Source organism: Neobacillus bataviensis (assembly GCF_019969725.1).
In genome coordinates, this window is the sequence record NZ_JAHXYW010000006.1 from 291426 (window position 1) to 310830 (window position 19405).

Here is a 19405-nt window from a genome sequence, read left to right on the forward strand (position 1 = left end):
GAGAAGTAGGTCAAGATTATTTTATTCTAATCCAACCTGCTTTTCTTTTTTTAAAATAAAGAACGGAGTGATTTGATTGTTAGAAGAACTGAAGAAAAAGGTTTTAGAAGCAAATCTGCAGCTCCCAAAGCGTAATTTAGTTATATATACATGGGGAAACGTGAGTGCCATTGATCGTAAGTTGGGGCTTGTTGTGATAAAACCAAGCGGGGTTGACTATGACCAGTTAAAAGCAGAGGACCTTCCGGTAGTGGATTTAGATGGAAATAAAGTTGAAGGCGATTTAAATCCCTCATCCGATACAGCGACACACTTGGAGTTGTACAAAGCATTTCCTGAAATTGGCGGTGTTGTACATACCCATTCTCCTTGGTGTACGCAATGGGCACAAGCAGGGAAAGCCATTCCTGCCTATGGGACCACACATGCGGATTATTTTTACGGTGAAATCCCTTGTACCCGGCCGTTAACTCCGCTTGAAATTGCTGCTGACTATGAAAAGAACACAGGGACAGTCATTGCCGAGACATTCAAAGACTTAAATCCTAATTTTGTTCCGGGTGTCATTGTCAACAGTCACGGACCTTTCAATTGGGGAAAAGATCCTTTAAAAGCGGTTGAAAATGCGGTTATCATGGAGGAAATTGCGAAGCTAGCTTACTATACCCAAAGCCTGTCACCTACAATTGATTCCATTGATGATCATCTTCTCGATAAACATTTTTTAAGAAAGCATGGCAAGAATGCCTATTATGGTCAGGTTCAACCCCAAGAAGTGAAGAACTAAGAGTAAGGAATGATATGAATGCAGTATAAATTGGTAGTCCTAGATATGGATGGCACCTTACTAAACGATGACCATCATGTGTCAGATACTAATAAAGTGGCCATTCATAGGCTGAAGAGAGAAGGAACCAGCGTTGTATTGGCAAGTGGAAGGCCCTATGAATCCATCTATCCCTATGTTAATGATTTAGGGATAGATTTGCCCATTATTGCAGCGAATGGCGCGTTAATCAAAAATCCTATATCGGACGAGGTACATTACTCTTCCAGTTTACCTAGTGAATTAGCGAAAGAAATAGTAGAATACGGTCAAGAAAATCAGTATCCCATCAGTTTATATCTTGATGGGGAAGTGCACACCTTTAACGAAAATATGGTCAAGGTCCATTGGGAACTTGAAAAATTAAAGGCTAGATTCATAGATGAATTTGAGGATGAAAAGGAATTATATAAGATCATTTATGCACATACTCCACAAAAAATCGAAGACGCCTTCAAACATTTAGAGGCAAAATATAAAGAGAAATTGTATATTACGCGTTCCGATGATAGATATCTAGATGTTATGAATATTAACGCATCTAAAGGAAAGGCGCTTCATCAGCTGATGGATATGATGCAAATTTCCTCTCAGGAAGTGCTCGTTATGGGGAATAGCTTTAATGATATTGCCATGTTTGAGGTTGCTGGTCTTGCCATAGCCATGGAAAATTCTCCTCAAGAAGTAAAGAATGCAGCAGACTTTGTGACTAAGTCTAATAACGACAATGGTGTTGCCTATGCGTTGGATAGAGTAATGGGAAATATGACGTATTTTAGCTAAAGGTGATTATTCTCAGGGGAAATACCATTTGTTTTCTCGACAAGTTTTTTTGATAAAGGGCAATAAAATGCTTATTTATCAAGGCATTAAGAAGATTTAATCAAACGTTTGATTAGGGAAATTACAAATCGAATTTCCTCGGAAATGGTCATATTAAGGAAATAATGATTGGTGCTGGATAGCCTTTTAAGGGCTATCCAATTTTTATTTGGGTTACAAATTTTAAATAAATTTAGACTGAAACCAGATCCGTCCCCGTGGCTACAGTCCTATATTCCGGCAGTACTTTCTAGGCAATTTGCTTTAATCTTCCTCCAATCTTCTCCATGGGCTCAATGAATTTTGTTTGATAATATCCGAATTTGGTTGATTATCTCCTTTTCTGGAAAATTATGTAGAATGCTTTAATTATACACACAAAAAGGCTTGTCCTATAATTGTATTGGATATTATTTCAATTTTCGAAATAATACAATCTTAAAAGGGGGATCAATAATGAAAAGAAAAAATGTTATGACTGCTTTATTAGCAACGACTCTTTCTCTTAGTGTAGTCAGTTCCTCTGCCTTAGCAAACCAGGTTACACCAACAGACCAATCTATTGTGTTGGATATAAAACCGCCTGAATTTTTCATTGGTAACGGTCAGAACAAAAAGAACTTCTTTGTTAATGAGACAAAATTGAATGCAATTAATCATATAGAAGGTTTTGAAAATACAAAAATACTGAAAGGCATACATAACGGTGCGGGCTATTGGATTGAAGTTCCAAAGAACTGGAACGGGAAGCTTGTATTGTATGCGCACGGATATCGTGGCACAGGCCAAGAGTTGACAGTTACTGAACCTTCCATCCGAAAAGAACTTCTTGAGCGCGGATATGCATGGGCCGCTTCCAGCTATAGTACGAATGGCTATGATGTAGAATCGGGTGTAAAAGACACTCATGCTTTGAATGGATTGTTCAGGAATTTAGTAGGTAATCCTACTCGCACCTATATTATAGGCCAATCCATGGGTGGACACGTCACAGGAGTATACGCAGAACAATATGGTGATGTGGATGGAGCATTGCCGATGTGTGGTGTAATGGGAGACTCGGAGCTGTTTGACTTTTTTACAGATTATAGCCTTGTTGCTCAATCGCTAATTGGAATTAGTAAGGAAAATCAACAGTTTCTTGCGGATGATGAATACTTTGCTAAAACAGTTCCCGAACTTCGAGAAAAATTAGGAAATGGTTTAGTCTATAACTCTGCTACAAAATCATATGTTTTTAAGAACTTGACTTCATTGGGAGAAAAATTGGAAAAGGTAACGGAGAATCTCTCAGGTGGAGATCGCCCATTATTCGAAATCTCATTCAGAACGATGTTTGACGATTTCCTCCTCCAGCGCATCCCAACAAATCCAGCATACGGGGAAGCAACGGGTAATGTAATCAACAATACCGACTCTGTATACCAGTTGGACAATGATCCTGCATTGTCCGATGAGGAAAAATTACTGAACGATAGTATTCGTCGCATCACCAATGATCCGAACGGCCGCCACAATAATGGTTTAGCTGCTATTCCTAAAGTAACGGGAGATCTGAAAGTTCCTACTGTCTCTCTTCATACACTCGGTGATCTTTATGTTCCGTTCTCAATGGAACAAATTTATGCAAAAAATGCTGCCGAAAAAGGAAAATCCGACTTACTCGTTAGCCGGGCAATCCGGGGTATCGGCCACTGTGAATTTACCAATAAAGAACAGATTGATGCTTTAGATGCTCTTGTAGATTGGGCGGAAAATGGCAATAAACCTAAAGGCGATAATGTCCTAGATCCTACCGTCGTAGCTGATCCACGCTTCGGAACGCAATTTACCTCCCAGCTTCGTCCATATGATCCGCTTTTCCTTGTAGGAAAATAAAAAGAGGCAACGGGGACGGTTCTTCTGGTTCTAATGCATGATTACCCATGAGAGAGCCGTCCTTTTGGGGATAATGACTTTTTTGAAGTTATATACGGGACACTCATTGAATGACCTGAGTGTCTCTATTTTTTTGATCTTTTCCATTATTCCTCATAAATCATTTTTCGCGTCATTCCACCATCGACAACAAGGTTAATTCCAGTTACAAAGTCATTCTCTTTCGCGGTTAAATAAAGACAGGCTCGTGCAATATCATCCGGCTTTCCTACACGCTTTGATAAATGCTGTTCATGATCCAGTCTGCTTAACTTTGAATAATCTCCTGTTTCTATCCAACCAGGGGAAATCGCATTCACCGTAATCCTGTCGTCGCTGAATGAGGCAGCAAGCGCATGGGTAATGGCAAGGATTCCCCCTTTTGTGGCAGCATAAGATTCCGAATTGGGTTCTGACATGATCGCTCTAGTGGAGGCAATATTGACAATCGACCCGCCATCCTGGTTATGCCGCATATATTTGGCTGCTTCCCGTGATGCCAAGAAAACACTTCTCAAATTGGTATGGATGACATCATCCCATTCTTCAATCGAAGTTTCATAAGGAGATTTGAATAATGCCTTTCCTGCATTATTGATTAAAATATCAATCTGGCCATAGGATTGAATAGCTGTCTCCATTAACCGGATTATATCCGATTCTATTCTTACATCTGTATGGACGAATTGCGCTTCGCCGCCACTTTCCTTGATTATCATTACGGTATTAGCTCCAGCGTAATCATCAATATCAGCCAAAACAATATTGGCGCCTTTTTCTGCATATTGTAAGGCAATCCCTTTACCAATTCCATTCCCTGCACCTGTTATGACTACCGTTTTATTAGAGAAACCCATTATTTTTCCACCTTCCTTTACATAAGTTTAAGATAACACAAAAAGGAGGGTGGGCCATAGGGAGGGTTCGTGCGGTTACACGGATAACATCAAAAGCCATGAGAAACGTCCTTGCGGAATTCGTTAAGGGGGCTTGTCCTTTTGCTTTAGGGAGGTCTCCTAATGCCCGAGTGATGGAGATATTCAGATTTATGGTAATTAGGAGAAGCTCCTAAAGCCCGTGTGAGGAAAAATTTCGCTTCTATGGTAATTAGGAGAAGCTCCTAATACCCGTGTGAGGAAAAATTTCGCTTCTATGGTAATTAGGAGAAGCTCCTAATACCCGAGTGAAGGAAATATTCTGTTCTATGGTAATTAGGAAGAGCTCCTAATTCCTGTGTGAGGGGAAAATTCGGTTTTATGGTAATTAGGAAGAGCTCCTAATGCCCGAGGGAAAGAAAAATTTCGTTTCTACGGTAATTAGGAGAAACTCCTAATGCCCGCGTGAAGGAAATTTTTGCTTCTACGGTAACAAGGAGGAGCTCCTAATGCCCGTGTGAAGGGGAAATTCAGTTCTATGGTAATTAGGAAGAGCCCATATAATATGGTGTTATATATATGGGGGTGGCCGTTTTTACCATTTCCTTTGGGGTGTTTCTGAATAAACAATATTGCTTAAAGATATGTGGTATTGGTTATATTTGTAATAAGTTAGATAAAAGGTTGGAGGAACAATCTTGGTTATGAAAGCAAATTCAAATCCTTCATTTTTAGCCCGAAATTTATGGTCGGGTATTTTTTTCGGTATCGGTTTAGTTGCTTTTTTTGATGAAACTGTTTTTCATCAAATTTTACATTGGCATCATTTTTATGACAAAAGCACATTGGGTATTGGTTTGGTCTCAGATGGTTTATTTCATGCTCTCAGTTGGTTTGCAACTATCGGGGGGCTATTCCTTCTTGCAGATTTACGGCGCAGAAATGCATTTTGGTTGAAAAGGTGGATAGGAGGAATGCTGCTTGGGGGAGGAGGATTCCAGTTATACGATGGAACCATCCAACACAAGCTTATGAGGATTCACCAGATTCGCTATGTCGAAAATGTAATGATCTACGACATAATATGGAACATACTTGCCTTAATCATGCTCATAATTAGCATCATTTTAATTGTAAGGACACAAAAGGATACAAAACCTCTAAGGGGTAAAGGCAGTCATGCACAATGAACATGTTTATCATGGTAATGGAAATGCTTACGAGCTTATCCTGTTAATAGCGTTTGTATTGTTATTAGTTGTGTATATTTTCGCTAGTTTTAGATCAAATCGTCATTTCAAACGCTGGCCTTTGTACCGTTCCATCTCTTGGGGGTTAGGGATTCTTTGTATAACTGTAATAGTTATAGGCCCATTAGCAAATCGAGCTCATATGGACTTTACAGCACATATGTTAGGACATTTACTTCTCGGAATGGCTGCTCCGCTTCTAATTGTTCTATCTGCGCCAATGACACTTGTTATGCGAAATCTCCATGTAAAACGGGCACGGCAGCTTTCAAAAATTCTAAAGAGTTATCCCGTACGGATTCTTAGTGACCCCATGTTCGCTTCTTTAATCAATGTGGGAGGATTATGGGTCCTTTATACGACAGACTTATATTCTGCGATGCACCACAATATTGTTCTTTATTTTTTCATCCATTTACATGTATTTCTTGCAGGGTTTGTGTTTACAGCAGCTTTCATTTCTATTGACCCAACCCCACATAGAACCAATTTTATTTACCGTGCGATTATTTTGGTCCTTTCATTTGCAAGTCATGGAATCTTATCTAAATACATATATGCCAACCCTCCATTGGGAGTAACCAAAACACAAGCAGAAATGGGAAGTATGCTCATGTATTATGGTGGAGATGCGATTGATATCGTTTTAATCTACATACTCTGCTGGCAATGGTATAAATCTAAAAAGCCATGGACATGGGGACGGTTTTCATCTGAAAGACCGTTATCATAAAGTAGCGGTCATTGAAGTGTAGGAGGATAAAAAATTGTTAGTCGATAAAATCATCCAATTTGAGAATCATTTTGCGGAACTGCAGGCGAACGTTGTAGAAAAGCCATATGGCCGAATCTTTTATGATGGAGATAATCCATTATCTTACGATAGTAATCACGCTTATATTAAGGAAGATTTTGATGGTGATTGGGATTTGGCCATTAATGAAATCATCGATTTTTATAGGGGGATTGCGATTACTCCGCGTATCTATACGTTTACTAGAAGCAAAAGTATGGTGGGAATGTTTTTAGAAAAGAAAGGATTTTTAAAACAGATTGAAGGGCTAAGTTTCTATGTACAAAAAAACAAAAAATTCATCGATCGGGATAGAATGATTGATATTAATAGACTTCACTTGTCAGATGCAACGGAATTAAGCCACTTTGGTCAGGAGCTGAGCGAGTGGGGATATAAATCGTTAATGAAGGCTTTAGGTAACAACAATTTTTATCTGTTTGGCGGATACGAAGGTGATGCTTTAGTATGTATGGCGTCTTTGTACAAACAGGGCGATATTTCAAGAATCAATGATGTCTTCACAAAAAGTGATAAAAGAGGGAAAGGCTATGGAGCCCAATTAATCAACTTTATCACGGAGTTTAATGATAAAACCCTTCATACCGTAAGCTATTTATACGCCAACAATCCAATCGCCATCAACATGTATAAAAAAGCAGGATATGAAGAGATGAAGGAAATGGTACGCGGGTGTTACTGGGTGGAATGATTTTTTTAAATGAAAATCCTTGTGGTTTTAATCCACAAGGCTTTTTAGTCGTTAATATAGTGTTGGGACTGGATAACATGCAACGGTTTCAATAAATCTTTCATCGAAACCATAAAATGTCCAGAATGTACCGTTCCATCTATATCCTGTTACTGCCCCATATTGGACAGTTATTGGGTAATACCAGAAGCCTTCTCCATTTACGAGCCAAACATATGTGTATTGATTTAAACAGTCGATTAAATAATGTGAAGTAGCCGGCTTTGGTGGAACGTATGGCGGGGGAGGAGATTGTGGCTGCTGGCGCATTGGTTCTTGAGGGGGGTAATAAACCATTCCTTTCACTCCTTTTGATAATTCCTAACATCATATGTGGGCGAAGAATGGTTTGTGATTGTGAACCCTCAATTACCTTTTTTAGATCTAGGAGTCTTTACCAAACCGGTTGCCATTGTGCCGCTTCCGTGGAAGGAGTGCCCTTTGGCTTTTCGGCATTCATCGTTATATTGAAATAGAATTTAGATATAAACCGTATACACTTAAAAAATAATTTTAAAAAATGATTGACGGGAAAAACGTTTGATACTATGATTAGTATGTAACCGGTTACATGATACCGGTTACATATGAGATATAAAACGAAACAATCATCTATTAATATATTTTTTTTACACCATGTGTAACCGGTTACATATATAGAGATAATCCCAACGTAAAGAGGGTATAAATCATGAAAGAAATTAAAATTCTATCTCCATGCGGAATGCTAGGATATGGTTTTCCGGCCAGCTCCTTTATGAAGGGCCTTGAGGAAGAGCTTCACGGTATTGTCGTGGATGCGGGCTCAACGGATGCGGGGCCACATAAGCTAGGGGCCGGCGTATCTATCGTCAGCAAACGGGCGCTAAGAAAGGACCTAGAGTTAATCGTCACCAATGGCGTCGCCGGAAAAATCCCGGTCATTATCGGCTCGGCAGGGGGAGCAGGCGCAAAACCGCATGTGGAATCAACTATTGAAATCATTCAAGAAATACTAAAAGACCATAGCCTTAAAGCGAAGATCGCGGTCATTTGGGCTGATTTTTCACAGGAGACGATCATCGAGGCGAATCGGAGCAACCGAATTCAGCCATTGACAGCCAATATCCCGCCTCTAACAGAGGAAACAATCAAGGAATCTATTAATATCGTGGCCCAGATGGGACATGAACCGATTTTAGAAGCATTAGAGAATGGCAGTGACATTATTATTTGCGGCAGGGCCTATGATCCATCACCATTTGCCGCGATTGGAATCTATCATCAGAAAGATCCTGGCCTTTCCTATCACTTAGGAAAAATACTAGAATGCGGCGCACTCTGCGCGGAACCAGGGACAACCAAAGACAGCATTTTAGGAACGATTAAAGAGGATTCCTTTACCGTTCAATCGCTGAATCCACAAAGAAAATGCACGCCGATCAGTGTCGCGGCCCATACATTTTACGAAAAAGAACATCCCTATCTTTTACACGGTCCTGGGTTTACGCTCGATTTGAGTGCCTGCGAGTTTCAAGAGATCAGCGAAGGTGTCGTCGAGGTCACCAACAGCCGCTTGATCCCATCCGAAAAAACCTTTATTAAACTCGAAGGAGCGAAAAAAGCGGCTTATCGCACGTTTGTGATCGCCGGCGTAAGAGACCCGATTTTAATCGACAATATCGAAGAAATCGAGCATCGTGTAAAAGAGCAGACAGCTGAATATTACAGTGAAATCAATCCGGAAGACTATCAAGTGAATTTCTTCAATTATGGGATGAATGCCGTGCTTGGTTCAAAGGAGAAGGCCCCGTTTAACGGTCATGAAATTGGGGTTATGTTCGAGGTTATTGCGAAGACGCAGGAGCTGGCCAACAGCATTTGTGCCACCGTCCGCTCTACTTTCCTTCACTTTGGCTATGAAAAAAGAAAATCAACGGCTGGCAATCTCGCCTTTCCTTTTGCACCAAGTGATATCGAGTTTGGACCTGTCTATGAATTCTCCATCTATCATCTGATGGAAATTGATGAAAGCCCGTTCCAAATCGAATACCTGGAGGAGGGCGATTAAATGGCAACCTTATTTGAACTAGCCAAAGTATTGAGAAGCAAAAATTCAGGACCCTTTGAAGTGACCTTGGATATTCTGTTTGATTCAAAGGATAGGTACCAAAGAGTAAAGGACTCTGGAAAAATCAATGTCAAAACGATTTGTGATTTATATAATCTAACGGAACATCAAGTTCATCACCTAGTTTTCTTTGACCAGGCTTTGGGAATCAAAATTACCATGGCGAGAGAGGTATCCTCGGGAAGCATTGGAGATCGGGATGTATACGGTGCCCAGCAGCACGCACCATTAATGGAGATAACAATAGAATAGGGCGGAGATGAGTATGCAGAAGATTGCAGTAGTAGGGAGTATAAATATAGATTACTTTGTGGAAGCGGACCGATTACCGAAGCTTGGAGAAACCCTGCTAGGAAATAGTTTCTTTTTATCACTTGGAGGAAAGGGTGCGAACCAAGCGGTAGCGGCTTCCCGTTTAGGAGGAAGCGTGGCGTTATTCGGCTCCGTCGGTGATGACGAAAACAGCAAAATCATCTTGGAAAATATGAAAAAAGAAAAGGTAACCGTCAACAACCTGAATGTTGCGGAAGGAACCACCACTGGTGCGGCCTTCATTGAATTGTGCAATAGTGAGAATCGGATTTTAGTCGTTCCTGGAGCCAATAATTTAACGGATGTTTCCTATATTAAGACGGTTTCAGAGGAACTATTAAACTATGATGTCGTTTTGTTTCAGATGGAAACGCCGCTTGAAATGATGGAATACATTGTTCCGGTTCTCTATGACCGTCAAAAAACGATCATCGTGAACCCAGCCCCGGCTCACAAAATCCGCCAAGACATCTTGGATAAAATCACGTACATCACTCCAAATGAGTACGAGTATCAAATGGTGTTGGACAGCGAGGATTCGATGGAAGCCTTGCTGGAGAAGTATCCAAACAAACTGATCATCACTCGCGGAACGGATGGGGTATCGTATTTTGACGGCCAAGCCCTTATCAATGTTCCAGTTATTAAGGTGGAAGCAGTGGATACGACGGGTGCTGGCGATACGTTCTCAGGAGCCTTTGCGGTTGGAATAGCAGAAGGAAAGAAATTAAGAGAGAGCATCCGCTTTGCCAATGTTGCAGCCGGACTTTCGGTGATGAAAAAAGGAGCCCAAACAGGGATGCCTTACCGGCATGAGGTTGAACTTTTATTGAAAGAGGAGGAGGAACATGAAAATAAAGGCCACGTTATCTAGAATTCGAAAAGATTGGGTCATCTATTTAATGCTTCTTCCGGCTATTGCGTATTTTGTGATTTTTAATATCGTACCCTTAATTGGGATGAAACTGGCCTTTCAGGATTATCGGATCATTGGGGATAATCAATGGGTGGGATTAAAGCACTTTAAGGTGCTGTTTAGTTCCCCGGCCTTCTTTGATGTCCTGAAGAACACTATCATCATTAGTACGATGAAGATGATTTTTATCTTTCCGATTCCGATTATCTTATCACTGATGATTAACGAAGTGCGGGTCGGCCCGTTTCGAAAATATGTACAATCTGTTGTGTACTTGCCTCACTTCCTCTCCTGGGTCGTCATTGCCGGGGTTTGGATCAGCTTTTTAAATCCCGCTGATGGGGGCATCAATGTGATTCGGAATTTCTTTCAAATGCCATCGGTGGATTTCATAACAAGCAAGGAGCATATCCGCTGGGTATTAGTCTTTTCAGAAATGTGGAGGACGGCCGGATGGGATTCGATCCTGTACTTAGCGGCCATCATGAAAATCAGTCCTTCCCTTTATGAGGCAGCGCGGATTGATGGGGCCTCCAGCTTGCAGCAAATGCGTTATATTACGCTGCCGGAGCTTGCCGGAACCATCGTCACCGTCTTTATTTTAAATCTTGGATTCTTTATGAATGCCGGATTTGATCAGGTATTCAACTTAATCAATGATTCTGTTATTAGTGTGATTGATATTTTAGATACGTACGTTTACCGGATTGGTATCCTGAACGGACAATACGCCTATGCGACAGCAGCCAGCTTATTTAAAGGTGTCATTGGTGTCGTATTGATTCTCGGAACCCATTTTATTTCGAAGAAAATTTCTGGAAAAGGCGTTTGGTAAAGTGGAGGTGAAGAGTTGAAAAAGCTTAGTTTGTCATCTGTGATTATTTATACCATTTTATTCTTGCTATCCATTTCGGTCTTAATCCCGATCCTGAATTTACTGGCGATGTCCTTATCGGATCCATTGAAGGTGCATGAGCTGAAAGGGCTGGATATTTTACCGAAAGGGTTCACTTTTTTAAACTATGAGATTTTGCTTTCTAATCCGCTGATCCTGCGCAGTTTGTTCAACACGATTTTCATTACCGTTGCAGGTACAGCGCTTAATTTATTCCTGACTGCGATGGCGGCCTACGTGTTGGCACGAACTAATTTTGTCGGGAAAAAACTAGTGATGTTTTTGCTGATTGTCATCATGGTTTTCGAACCGGGGATGATTCCGGAATATCTATTGGTCAAAAACCTCGGTCTTTTGGACACGTATACATCGCTGATTCTTTATAAAGCGATCAATGTCTACTATTTATTTATCTTAATGAGATTCTTTGGCGATGTGCCGGAAAGCATTATTGAGGCAGCCCGCATCGATGGGGCCGGGCATTTCCGCATCTTTACTAGAATCATGCTGCCGCTTTCGAAGCCGGCCTTGGCCACATTGGGATTGTTTTACGGTGTTTATCACTGGAATGAATACTTCCGGGCGACGATTTATCTGACCGATCCAAATAAATGGCCGCTGCAGGTCGTGTTGCGACAATTTGTGGTCGAGCGGGATAATTCCTCCATGCTTGGACAGCTCGCTGTTGGTTCCTATGAGCAAATTAAGAACCTGGACTTTGCGTCACTCCAGGCTGGAACGATTATGATTTCGATTGTTCCGCTGCTGATTTTATATCCGCTCATTCTCAAATATTATGCAAAAGGTGCGCTTGAAGGAGGTGTTAAAGACTGATACCTTCAAGCACTTGCAAACTATTAATGATGATCACTAATTAAGGGGGAAATGAAAATGAAGAAACTTTTGTTGTTGCTTTTTAGTGTTCTAATGATTTTTACTGCAGCCTGTTCAAAGGACAGTGCAGATACTTCAGCTAAAAAAACCAAGGACGGTAAAACAGTTATTCGTGTTGTAGCGAAGGATGATGCCCCGTCTAACCCTGCTTCTGTTAAGTATTACGATGAATTAGCGAAAGCATTAAAGAAAGATGAAAACGTAAATGTTGAATTCAAGCTTGTAGAAGTTCCTCAAGGTACGTATGCTGAAAAATTAAACTTATTGTTGTCAAGCGGCGATATCCCTGACTTGATCTATTTCCAAGGCGGAGACCAGCAAATGGCTCAGCAGAATTTATTAGAAGATTTAACACCATATATCGAAAAATCTAAATATATTAAAGATATTATTCAGCCGCATAATAAAGAAAGATTAAAGAACTATCCATACTTACTATGGATTAAGCCTCTTGATCAAAAAACACCAGTCATTCGCAAAGATTGGTTTGATAAAATGGCAAGCTCTAAAGATTTAATGGCAAACCCGACTCCAGACAACTATTACAAGTTTTTAAAAGAATTAGTTTCTAACCCTCCAGGAGGAGCGAAAAAGCCTGCTTATGCTTTAACGGCTGCCGGTGACATGGCAGAAATCGATGCGATTTTTAAAATGGCTTTTGGAATTAACCAAACATGGTTAAAGAACGACGGCAAATATGAGTATTACAAAGTTTCTAACCAGCAAAAAGAATTACTTGCTTACTATCAAAAGCTTTACAAGGAAGGCCTTCTTGACCATCAGTACTTAACAAAGCAATGGGATACAAAAGAAAAAGCTTTCTATGATGGCGAAGCAGGAGTTATCACAGGTACAAACGGTAAGGTTATCGATCTTTACAACAGCAAAATGACGGAAGTGAATGGCGAGCAGGCACAATTAGTGGTTCTTCCTGCAGCGAAAGGTGAATTCCAAGGTTACGGTGCAACAGATATTACGAAGGAATCCCGCGGATATGCGATTTCTTCCCAGTCTAAAAATAAAGATGTTGTCTTCAAAGTATTAGATTACCTTGCAAGTCCAAAAGGACAAATGCTTGACCGTCTAGGCTATGCAGGCGAGGAATACAATGTTGTCGATAATAAAATCGAGTTAACGGATAAGTACTATAGTGAGTGGTATGCAAGATATTGGGAGCCAACCAACTATCAGCCTGAAACACCATTAAAAACTCCGCTTCTAAGCGAGCCGGCAACAAAATCTCAGCAAGAAGTGCAGCAATATTTTACAAAAGATAACAGCTTCATCATCCCAGAGAAATTCATTACAAATTGGGATGCTATGGAAAACCTATATAAAGAATACTCTACCGATATTATCACTGGTAAGCGCCCTGTGAGCGACTTTGATAAGTTTGTTCAGGAATGGAAAAAAGCAGGCGGCGATGACGTGACGAAATATGCGAACGAAAACATTAAGTAAGGGGTTCTAAAAAATGGTTTCTTTTCAGGAGCGAGTAAGAGGGGTCCTTCTTTCAACAGCCTTAGGTGATGCTTTAGGAGCACCAATTGAAAAATTGACCTATCAAGAAATTAAACAGCAATACGGCCGTGTCGAATCGCTTAATACTCGATGGTATAAAGAGGATGCACCGGCTGATGTCACTCTTGGAAAAAACCGTGGGCAAGGTATCGTCACTGACGATACCTTGATGACCACGGCTTTGATCCATGTTTATTTAAAGGAAAGAAGACACCTTGATGCCTACGATGTCGGGAATGAATTCGTGAAAGAAATTGCTTTCAAGAAAACCTATATTCCGGAATTCGGCAGAGAGGCGATGATCATTGACCGGCTTTTTTATCCTGAAAAATATATTTTTATCCGGCATGTGCTGGCCAATTGTGAGCCGCGCGAAGCTGGAATTGGAAATATGATCAATTGTGGTGCCGCTATGTATATAGCTCCTGTTGGGATTGTCAATGCGGGCAATCCAAAAGCAGCTTATGATGAGGCGATCCTGTTTGCGATGGGTCACCAAAGCAGTTATGGATTGGAAGCGGCTGGCGTGTTGGCTGCTTGCGTGGCAAAAGCCTTTGAGGAAAACGTCACCATTGATGAGATTGTCCAGACGGCGATTTATTTTGCCAAGGATGGCACAAAGCAGGCGATTATCGAATTGACAGAAGCAGCTGCGCAGCTTCGAGATGAACAGGCTGATATGGACCAGGTGATTGAGGTGTTCCAGTCGATTCTTGCGAAGTACTCTCCAATGAAGGATGATGTTCACCGCAAAATCGAGAAGGTCGGCATCCCATCGAACCATTATACGCCAAGCCGATTGTTTTCGATTGAAGAACTGCCGCTGGCTTTGGCGTTTATCGTGTTAAATGACGGCGAGTTTTATAAATCGATCTATGACGGGATTAATTCTGGACGGGATACGGATTCGATCGGGGTCATGATTGGTGTGATTCTAGGTGCGAAATACGGAGTCGGCGTGATTCGTGAGGAAGATATTCACCAATTGCAAACAATCAATAAGATGGACCTTATCGGGACTGCGGATTCATTTGCGGAAGTGGCAAAGGAGATCATTAGGGAAGACCTTGAGCTAAATGAGAGAAGAAGACGATATTTGGAAGAGTAAGGAGTCGGGGTTGGAGGGAATCAGAAGTGTCTTCGGATTCCCTTCCGTTTTAAAACTGCTCCGAAGAGTACTGCGAGGAAAAGGAAGTGAGCGGGTTGTTAACTGCTAATTATTTGGAAAAAGTATATGCCGGATTTCTAGGGATGAATGCCGGGATTCGATTGGGCGCTCCTGTTGAGCCAACAGAATGGACGCCGGAAATGATTCAAGATGTGTACGGTGACATAAAGGGCTACTTAAAAGACTATAAAACCTTTTCCGCTGATGATGATGCGAACGGACCCGTGTTTTTCATCCGGGCGTTATATGATGATGCCAAGAATCGGGAGCTTACCGCAGAGGATGTCGGCCGGGCATGGCTGAATTATGCCAGAGATGGCATCGGCATGTTCTGGTGGGGTGGTGAAGGCATCAGCACGGAGCATACCGCCTATAACAATTTAAAAAAGGGAATTCCCGCACCACAATCCGGCTCTACTGAGGTAAACGGGCTCACCCTTGCTGAACAAATCGGCGGGCAAATTTTTATAGACAGCTGGGGATTATTGTTTCCGAATGATGTGAGGAAGGCCGCTGATTATGCGGAAAAAGCAGCGAGTGTTTCCCATGATGGGAACGGACTGTATGGTGCCCGCTTTATGGCGGCGTGTATCTCGAAAGCTTTTTCGGCTGGTTCTGTGGAGGAAATCATTGCGGCAGGGTTGAGTGAGATTCCGGAGGATTCCACTTATGCTAAGGTGGTTCAGGCTGTTTGCGATTTTTATCGAGCGCATCCTAATGATTTCCGTTTATGTCGTCAGTACCTTGAGGAGAATTGGGGCTATGACCGGTACCCGGGAATTTGCCATATCATCCCGAATGCCGGTGTTTGTATCCTTTCCTTATTATATGGAGAAGGAGATCTTGCCCGGACAATCGAAATTGCGACAATGTGCGGCTGGGATACCGACTGTAATGCTGGAAATGTCGGCACGATTGTCGGTGTATGGGCTGGGATTGGCGCGATTCCGGACCACTATCGAAAACCAATTAATGACTTTATCGCTACTTCCAGTGTATCCGGTTATTTAAATGTGTTGGATATCCCTACTTTTTCCAAGTCATTGGCACTCTTGGGCTACAAGCTTGCCGGTGAGGAGCCGCCTGTTGAGTTAGCCGCGAGTTATAAGGAAGAAGAAATCTATTTTGATTTTACGCTTCCAGGCTCTACCCATGGTTTCCGGACGGATTTTCCTTTTAAAACGTTTTTGCGGCACAATGGCGATCATGGTTTTAGGAGGGACGGTTCTTTAGAGATTTTCATTGACCGGATGATTCAAGGTGAAAAAGGAAAAGTTTTCTATAAGCCGTTCTATCGCAGAGAAGAATTTAATGATGAAAAATATAAACCGACTTTTGCTCCGCAAGTCTATAGCGGCCAAACGGTCTCGATGAAGGTGTATTTGGAAAAGATCAGGGGTCTGGAGTTTATTGTTACTCCATTTGTCCGGAATTCTTTTACAAAAGAAAATCTTTTATTGGAGCCTGTTGTCCTTAAGGACAGGGAATGGAATGAAATTGAATTTATCGTTCCTGAGACGGATGGTGCGTTGATCGATGAGGTTGGCATCATGATTGAAAGTCCGTCTCCTCTTGATAATCGCGGCTTTGGGAAATTGTATTTGGATGAATTCCATGTCTCTGGAAAAGGACGTTACTCAATTGATTTTGCCAAACAAGAGATTGAGTTTTTATGTGTGACGCCATTTGCTCATCATAAAGGTCAATGGACGCTTGAAGATGGGAAAATGAAGGCGAGCAGTCAGACGGATTGTGCGTCGTTTACAGGTAACTACTATACAAGGAACGTTAGATTGAAGGCGGCCGTTCTTCCTGCGAAGGGGCAGCATCATGCCTTAGTATTCAGGGCAGAAGGGATCCTGCGAAATTATCAAGTTGGATTTGATGGCGAAAATCAAGTGTCGCTGATGCGAAATGATTTCGGTCTTGAAAGATTGATCACGGTTCCATTTGCCTGGAAGCATGATGAGGAATACCAGTTTGAACTGGTTTGTGAGGGAGCGGAAATCCACTTTGCGATTAATGGTGTGGATGTGCTTTCTTTTGAGGATAGCCGCTACGAAAGAGGAATGTTTGGGTTCGCAATGAATAAGGCGGGCGAAGCGTTGATTTCTGATATTTTTGTGGAGGAATTGTAAACAGATTAATGGGGTGCGGCGGCAATTGTCGGATGACGGGCTGTAATTGGCGGATAGCTTCATTCAATTAGCGGATGGCGCACCTCAATCAGCGGATAGGGCAGCACGTGCTGCCTTTCCTTTTGACCACTTTTTTTAAAAAGGAGAAAAATCATGGATCGTAACGAAGTATATGACAGAGTGTATGGATGCTTGATCGGGCTTTCGGTTGGGGATGCTTTGGGGGCTCCGACGGAAGGGATGACAATGGAAGGCATAAGAGAGAAGTATAACTGGGTCGATGGCTTTGTTTCCGATGACCCTGTTGGAACGGATGATACTGAATATTCTATGCTGACTTCTCTTATTCTCTTAAAATATGGAGAAAACCTCACCTTGAAGGACATGACCAAAGAATGGACCGAGTTCCTGACCGATCAGGAAGGCGGCTTCAAAGGCGGGGGCTTCAGTGAAGTAGATGCCATTTTCAACTTAAGAAAAGGTTTAAAGGCCCCTTACACTGGTATGGATAATCACGAAATGTGGAGTGATGGTGTAGCCATGAGGATCGCTCCTGTCGGCGTATACTTTGCAGGCGATCCTGAAAAGGCCGCAAAAATAGCAGAAATTGAGGCAAGAATCAGTCATGATCGGGATGGTGTCTATTGCGGACAGGCGGTTGCGGCAAGTGTGGCGTATGCCATGACAGGCGACTCTTGGGAAAAAACAATTCAGCACGGTCTTGATGCGCTGCCAAAAGACTCCTGGTCCTATCGCAAAATTCAGGAAGCGGTCAATATTGGCATGAAGTATGCCAACGTTCAGGATGCGATGGAAGAATTATATAACAAAGTGTCGATCTTCTATTATCCATGGGCCGATGTGGCACCGGAGGCAACGGCTTTGGCCTATGGTGTTTTTGCTGCTGCGAAGGGTGAATATATTCCTGCGGTTTTAGGCGGGACCAATATCGGAAGAGATTCAGATACAATTGCCTCCATGAACGGTGCATTATCAGGCGCCTTAAATGGGGCAGGAGTGATCCCGGAAGATTGGAAAAGAAGAATTAATGTCATTAAAGGTGTCTGTGTAAGAAAGACGAAGGGCATTGATATCCGAGACTTAAGTGAGAAATTTACCGATGTGATTGTTGGGAGGGGAAATCATGAGTAATCTTTTTGATAAAGCATATGGAGCGATGATGGGCTTGGCAATAGGGGATTCACTAGGATTTCCAGCCATGTATCACCGCACTTCTGTCCTCCCGACCAGACGAAGAAACCGGCTTTGGGATTTTAGCAAGCAGACTGATGAATACCGAATCAATAAGTTTTCCTTGCCGTTTACGCATGCCATGGATGAAAGAATACTAGATTTTTCCGGGACGGATGATACTGAGTTTGCCATCATTTCGGCGTTAACGTTAATCAATTGCCAAGACTATAGTGAAGCAGAATTTTTCGAACAGTGGAAAAAGCTTGTTGTCGATCATGAAGCGGAGATCTGGAGCGGAATCAGCGAACGGGCGTCCATTGATAATATCAAAAAAGGCTTGAGCTGGCCGGCATCCGGAAATGATAATCCCCATCACTTTGACGATGGTGCGGTTGCAAGAGCTGTGCCAATTGGGCTTAAATTTCATGGCCAGCCTGAAAAAGCTGCGATGATTGCTGAAAAAATGGCTTCGATTACCAATGCGGCAGATGGAGTGTACGCAGCAAAGGCAATGGCGGCTAGTATTGCGGTTGCCATCGAAGGCGCATCCGCAGCTGAGATTGTGGAAGAGGGATTAAAGTATGTTCCCGAGAATACATGGCTAAGAAGAAAGATCGATCAGGCGTTTTCGAGTTTAGAATCGGTGGGAGGCAACGGTTTTGCGGCGGTTCCCCTTTGGAACCAGCAAATTGTTAATTCTATTTATAATTATGGCAATATAGCTCCCGAGACGCTGGCAGCTGCCTATGCGATTTTTACAGCAGCGGAAGGCGATTTCGAAAAAGGGATCCAGCTATCCCTCATGCTTCCGAAACAGGCAGATAGCATGCCGGCGATGGTGGGAGCCCTGTCTGGAGCTGTTCAAGGGATGGAAAAAATACCGGCGACATGGCTCGATACATTGGATACGTTGAAAGGGTTCAGTATCCCGCATTTAAAAGGCCATACCATTTCTGGAATCGTTAAAAGTTTAATTGAAGGATAACATGAAAAAAATTATAATGAAGGAAACAAGGCCGTTGG

General features: G+C 42.1%; 18 protein-coding genes. 16 read left to right on the plus strand and 2 right to left on the minus strand.

The features are described 5' to 3' along the window. The first annotated feature begins 76 nt into the window (after positions 1 to 76). The 3 genes from LC455_RS17365 (at position 77) to LC455_RS17375 (ending at position 3526) form a co-directional block, all read left to right on the plus strand. The gene (locus LC455_RS17365) at positions 77 to 787 is read left to right on the plus strand and encodes an L-ribulose-5-phosphate 4-epimerase (RefSeq protein ID WP_223592614.1); all 711 of its coding nucleotides are present in this window, start codon (positions 77 to 79) and stop codon (positions 785 to 787) included. A gap of 18 nt (positions 788 to 805) precedes the next feature. Then, positions 806 to 1609, plus strand: coding sequence for a Cof-type HAD-IIB family hydrolase (locus tag LC455_RS17370; protein WP_223592615.1), 804 nt, complete (start codon positions 806 to 808; stop codon positions 1607 to 1609). A 495-nt stretch (positions 1610 to 2104) separates the two neighbouring features. Beyond that, complete coding sequence (locus LC455_RS17375) at positions 2105 to 3526, plus strand: hypothetical protein (protein ID WP_223592616.1); 1422 nt, start codon at positions 2105 to 2107, stop codon at positions 3524 to 3526. 146 nt (positions 3527 to 3672) lie between these two features. Here the strand turns inward: LC455_RS17375 and LC455_RS17380 are convergent, their stop codons facing one another. Then, complete coding sequence (locus tag LC455_RS17380; RefSeq protein WP_223592618.1) at positions 3673 to 4422, minus strand: glucose 1-dehydrogenase; 750 nt, start codon at positions 4420 to 4422, stop codon at positions 3673 to 3675. A gap of 722 nt (positions 4423 to 5144) precedes the next feature. Here LC455_RS17380 and LC455_RS17385 point away from each other — a divergent pair. Genes LC455_RS17385 through LC455_RS17395 form a run of 3 tightly spaced genes read left to right on the plus strand, consistent with a single transcriptional unit; the run spans position 5145 to position 7195 of the window. Continuing rightward, the gene (locus LC455_RS17385) at positions 5145 to 5630 is read left to right on the plus strand and encodes a DUF2243 domain-containing protein (protein WP_223592750.1); all 486 of its coding nucleotides are present in this window, start codon (positions 5145 to 5147) and stop codon (positions 5628 to 5630) included. Beyond that, positions 5620 to 6423, plus strand: a complete 804-nt coding sequence (locus LC455_RS17390) for a cytochrome c oxidase assembly protein (protein ID WP_223592620.1) — start codon at positions 5620 to 5622, stop codon at positions 6421 to 6423. Before LC455_RS17385 ends, LC455_RS17390 begins: the two co-directional genes overlap by 11 nt. Before the next feature lie 34 nt (positions 6424 to 6457). Further along, complete coding sequence (locus LC455_RS17395; protein ID WP_223592622.1) at positions 6458 to 7195, plus strand: GNAT family N-acetyltransferase; 738 nt, start codon at positions 6458 to 6460, stop codon at positions 7193 to 7195. Between the two features lie 51 nt (positions 7196 to 7246). On the opposite strand, the gene LC455_RS17400 is transcribed toward LC455_RS17395, so the two are convergent. Further along, the gene (locus LC455_RS17400) at positions 7247 to 7531 is read right to left on the minus strand and encodes a transporter (protein WP_223592623.1); all 285 of its coding nucleotides are present in this window, start codon (positions 7529 to 7531) and stop codon (positions 7247 to 7249) included. A gap of 394 nt (positions 7532 to 7925) precedes the next feature. Between LC455_RS17400 and LC455_RS17405 the strand changes: the two genes are divergently transcribed. The 10 genes from LC455_RS17405 (at position 7926) to LC455_RS17450 (ending at position 19367) form a co-directional block, all read left to right on the plus strand. After that, positions 7926 to 9284, plus strand: coding sequence for an acyclic terpene utilization AtuA family protein (locus LC455_RS17405; RefSeq protein WP_223592625.1), 1359 nt, complete (start codon positions 7926 to 7928; stop codon positions 9282 to 9284). Next, positions 9285 to 9596, plus strand: a complete 312-nt coding sequence (locus LC455_RS17410) for a DUF4387 domain-containing protein (protein ID WP_223592627.1) — start codon at positions 9285 to 9287, stop codon at positions 9594 to 9596. 13 nt (positions 9597 to 9609) lie between these two features. Further along, complete coding sequence (gene rbsK / locus LC455_RS17415) at positions 9610 to 10530, plus strand: ribokinase (RefSeq protein WP_223592629.1); 921 nt, start codon at positions 9610 to 9612, stop codon at positions 10528 to 10530. Then, complete coding sequence (locus LC455_RS17420) at positions 10505 to 11407, plus strand: ABC transporter permease (protein WP_223592630.1); 903 nt, start codon at positions 10505 to 10507, stop codon at positions 11405 to 11407. Before rbsK ends, LC455_RS17420 begins: the two co-directional genes overlap by 26 nt. 15 nt (positions 11408 to 11422) lie before the next feature. Continuing rightward, a complete protein-coding gene (locus LC455_RS17425; protein ID WP_223592631.1) occupies positions 11423 to 12301 on the plus strand; it encodes a carbohydrate ABC transporter permease in 879 nt (292 codons plus the stop codon). Positions 12302 to 12358: 57 nt separating this feature from the next. Further along, positions 12359 to 13822, plus strand: a complete 1464-nt coding sequence (locus LC455_RS17430) for an extracellular solute-binding protein (RefSeq protein WP_223592632.1) — start codon at positions 12359 to 12361, stop codon at positions 13820 to 13822. 13 nt (positions 13823 to 13835) lie between these two features. Beyond that, positions 13836 to 14990: an ADP-ribosylglycohydrolase family protein gene (locus tag LC455_RS17435; protein WP_223592633.1), complete on the plus strand. Its 1155-nt coding sequence runs from the start codon at positions 13836 to 13838 to the stop codon at positions 14988 to 14990. 86 nt (positions 14991 to 15076) lie between these two features. Beyond that, positions 15077 to 17188, plus strand: a complete 2112-nt coding sequence (locus tag LC455_RS17440) for an ADP-ribosylglycohydrolase family protein (protein WP_317851448.1) — start codon at positions 15077 to 15079, stop codon at positions 17186 to 17188. Positions 17189 to 17341: 153 nt separating this feature from the next. Continuing rightward, on the plus strand, positions 17342 to 18340 hold the full coding sequence (locus LC455_RS17445; RefSeq protein WP_223592634.1) for an ADP-ribosylglycohydrolase family protein: 999 nt from the start codon (positions 17342 to 17344) through the stop codon (positions 18338 to 18340). Continuing rightward, entirely contained in the window at positions 18333 to 19367 is a 1035-nt protein-coding gene (locus LC455_RS17450; protein WP_223592635.1) for an ADP-ribosylglycohydrolase family protein, read from the plus strand. The genes LC455_RS17445 and LC455_RS17450 overlap by 8 nt, the downstream gene beginning before the upstream one ends. Positions 19368 to 19405 lie beyond the last annotated feature (38 nt).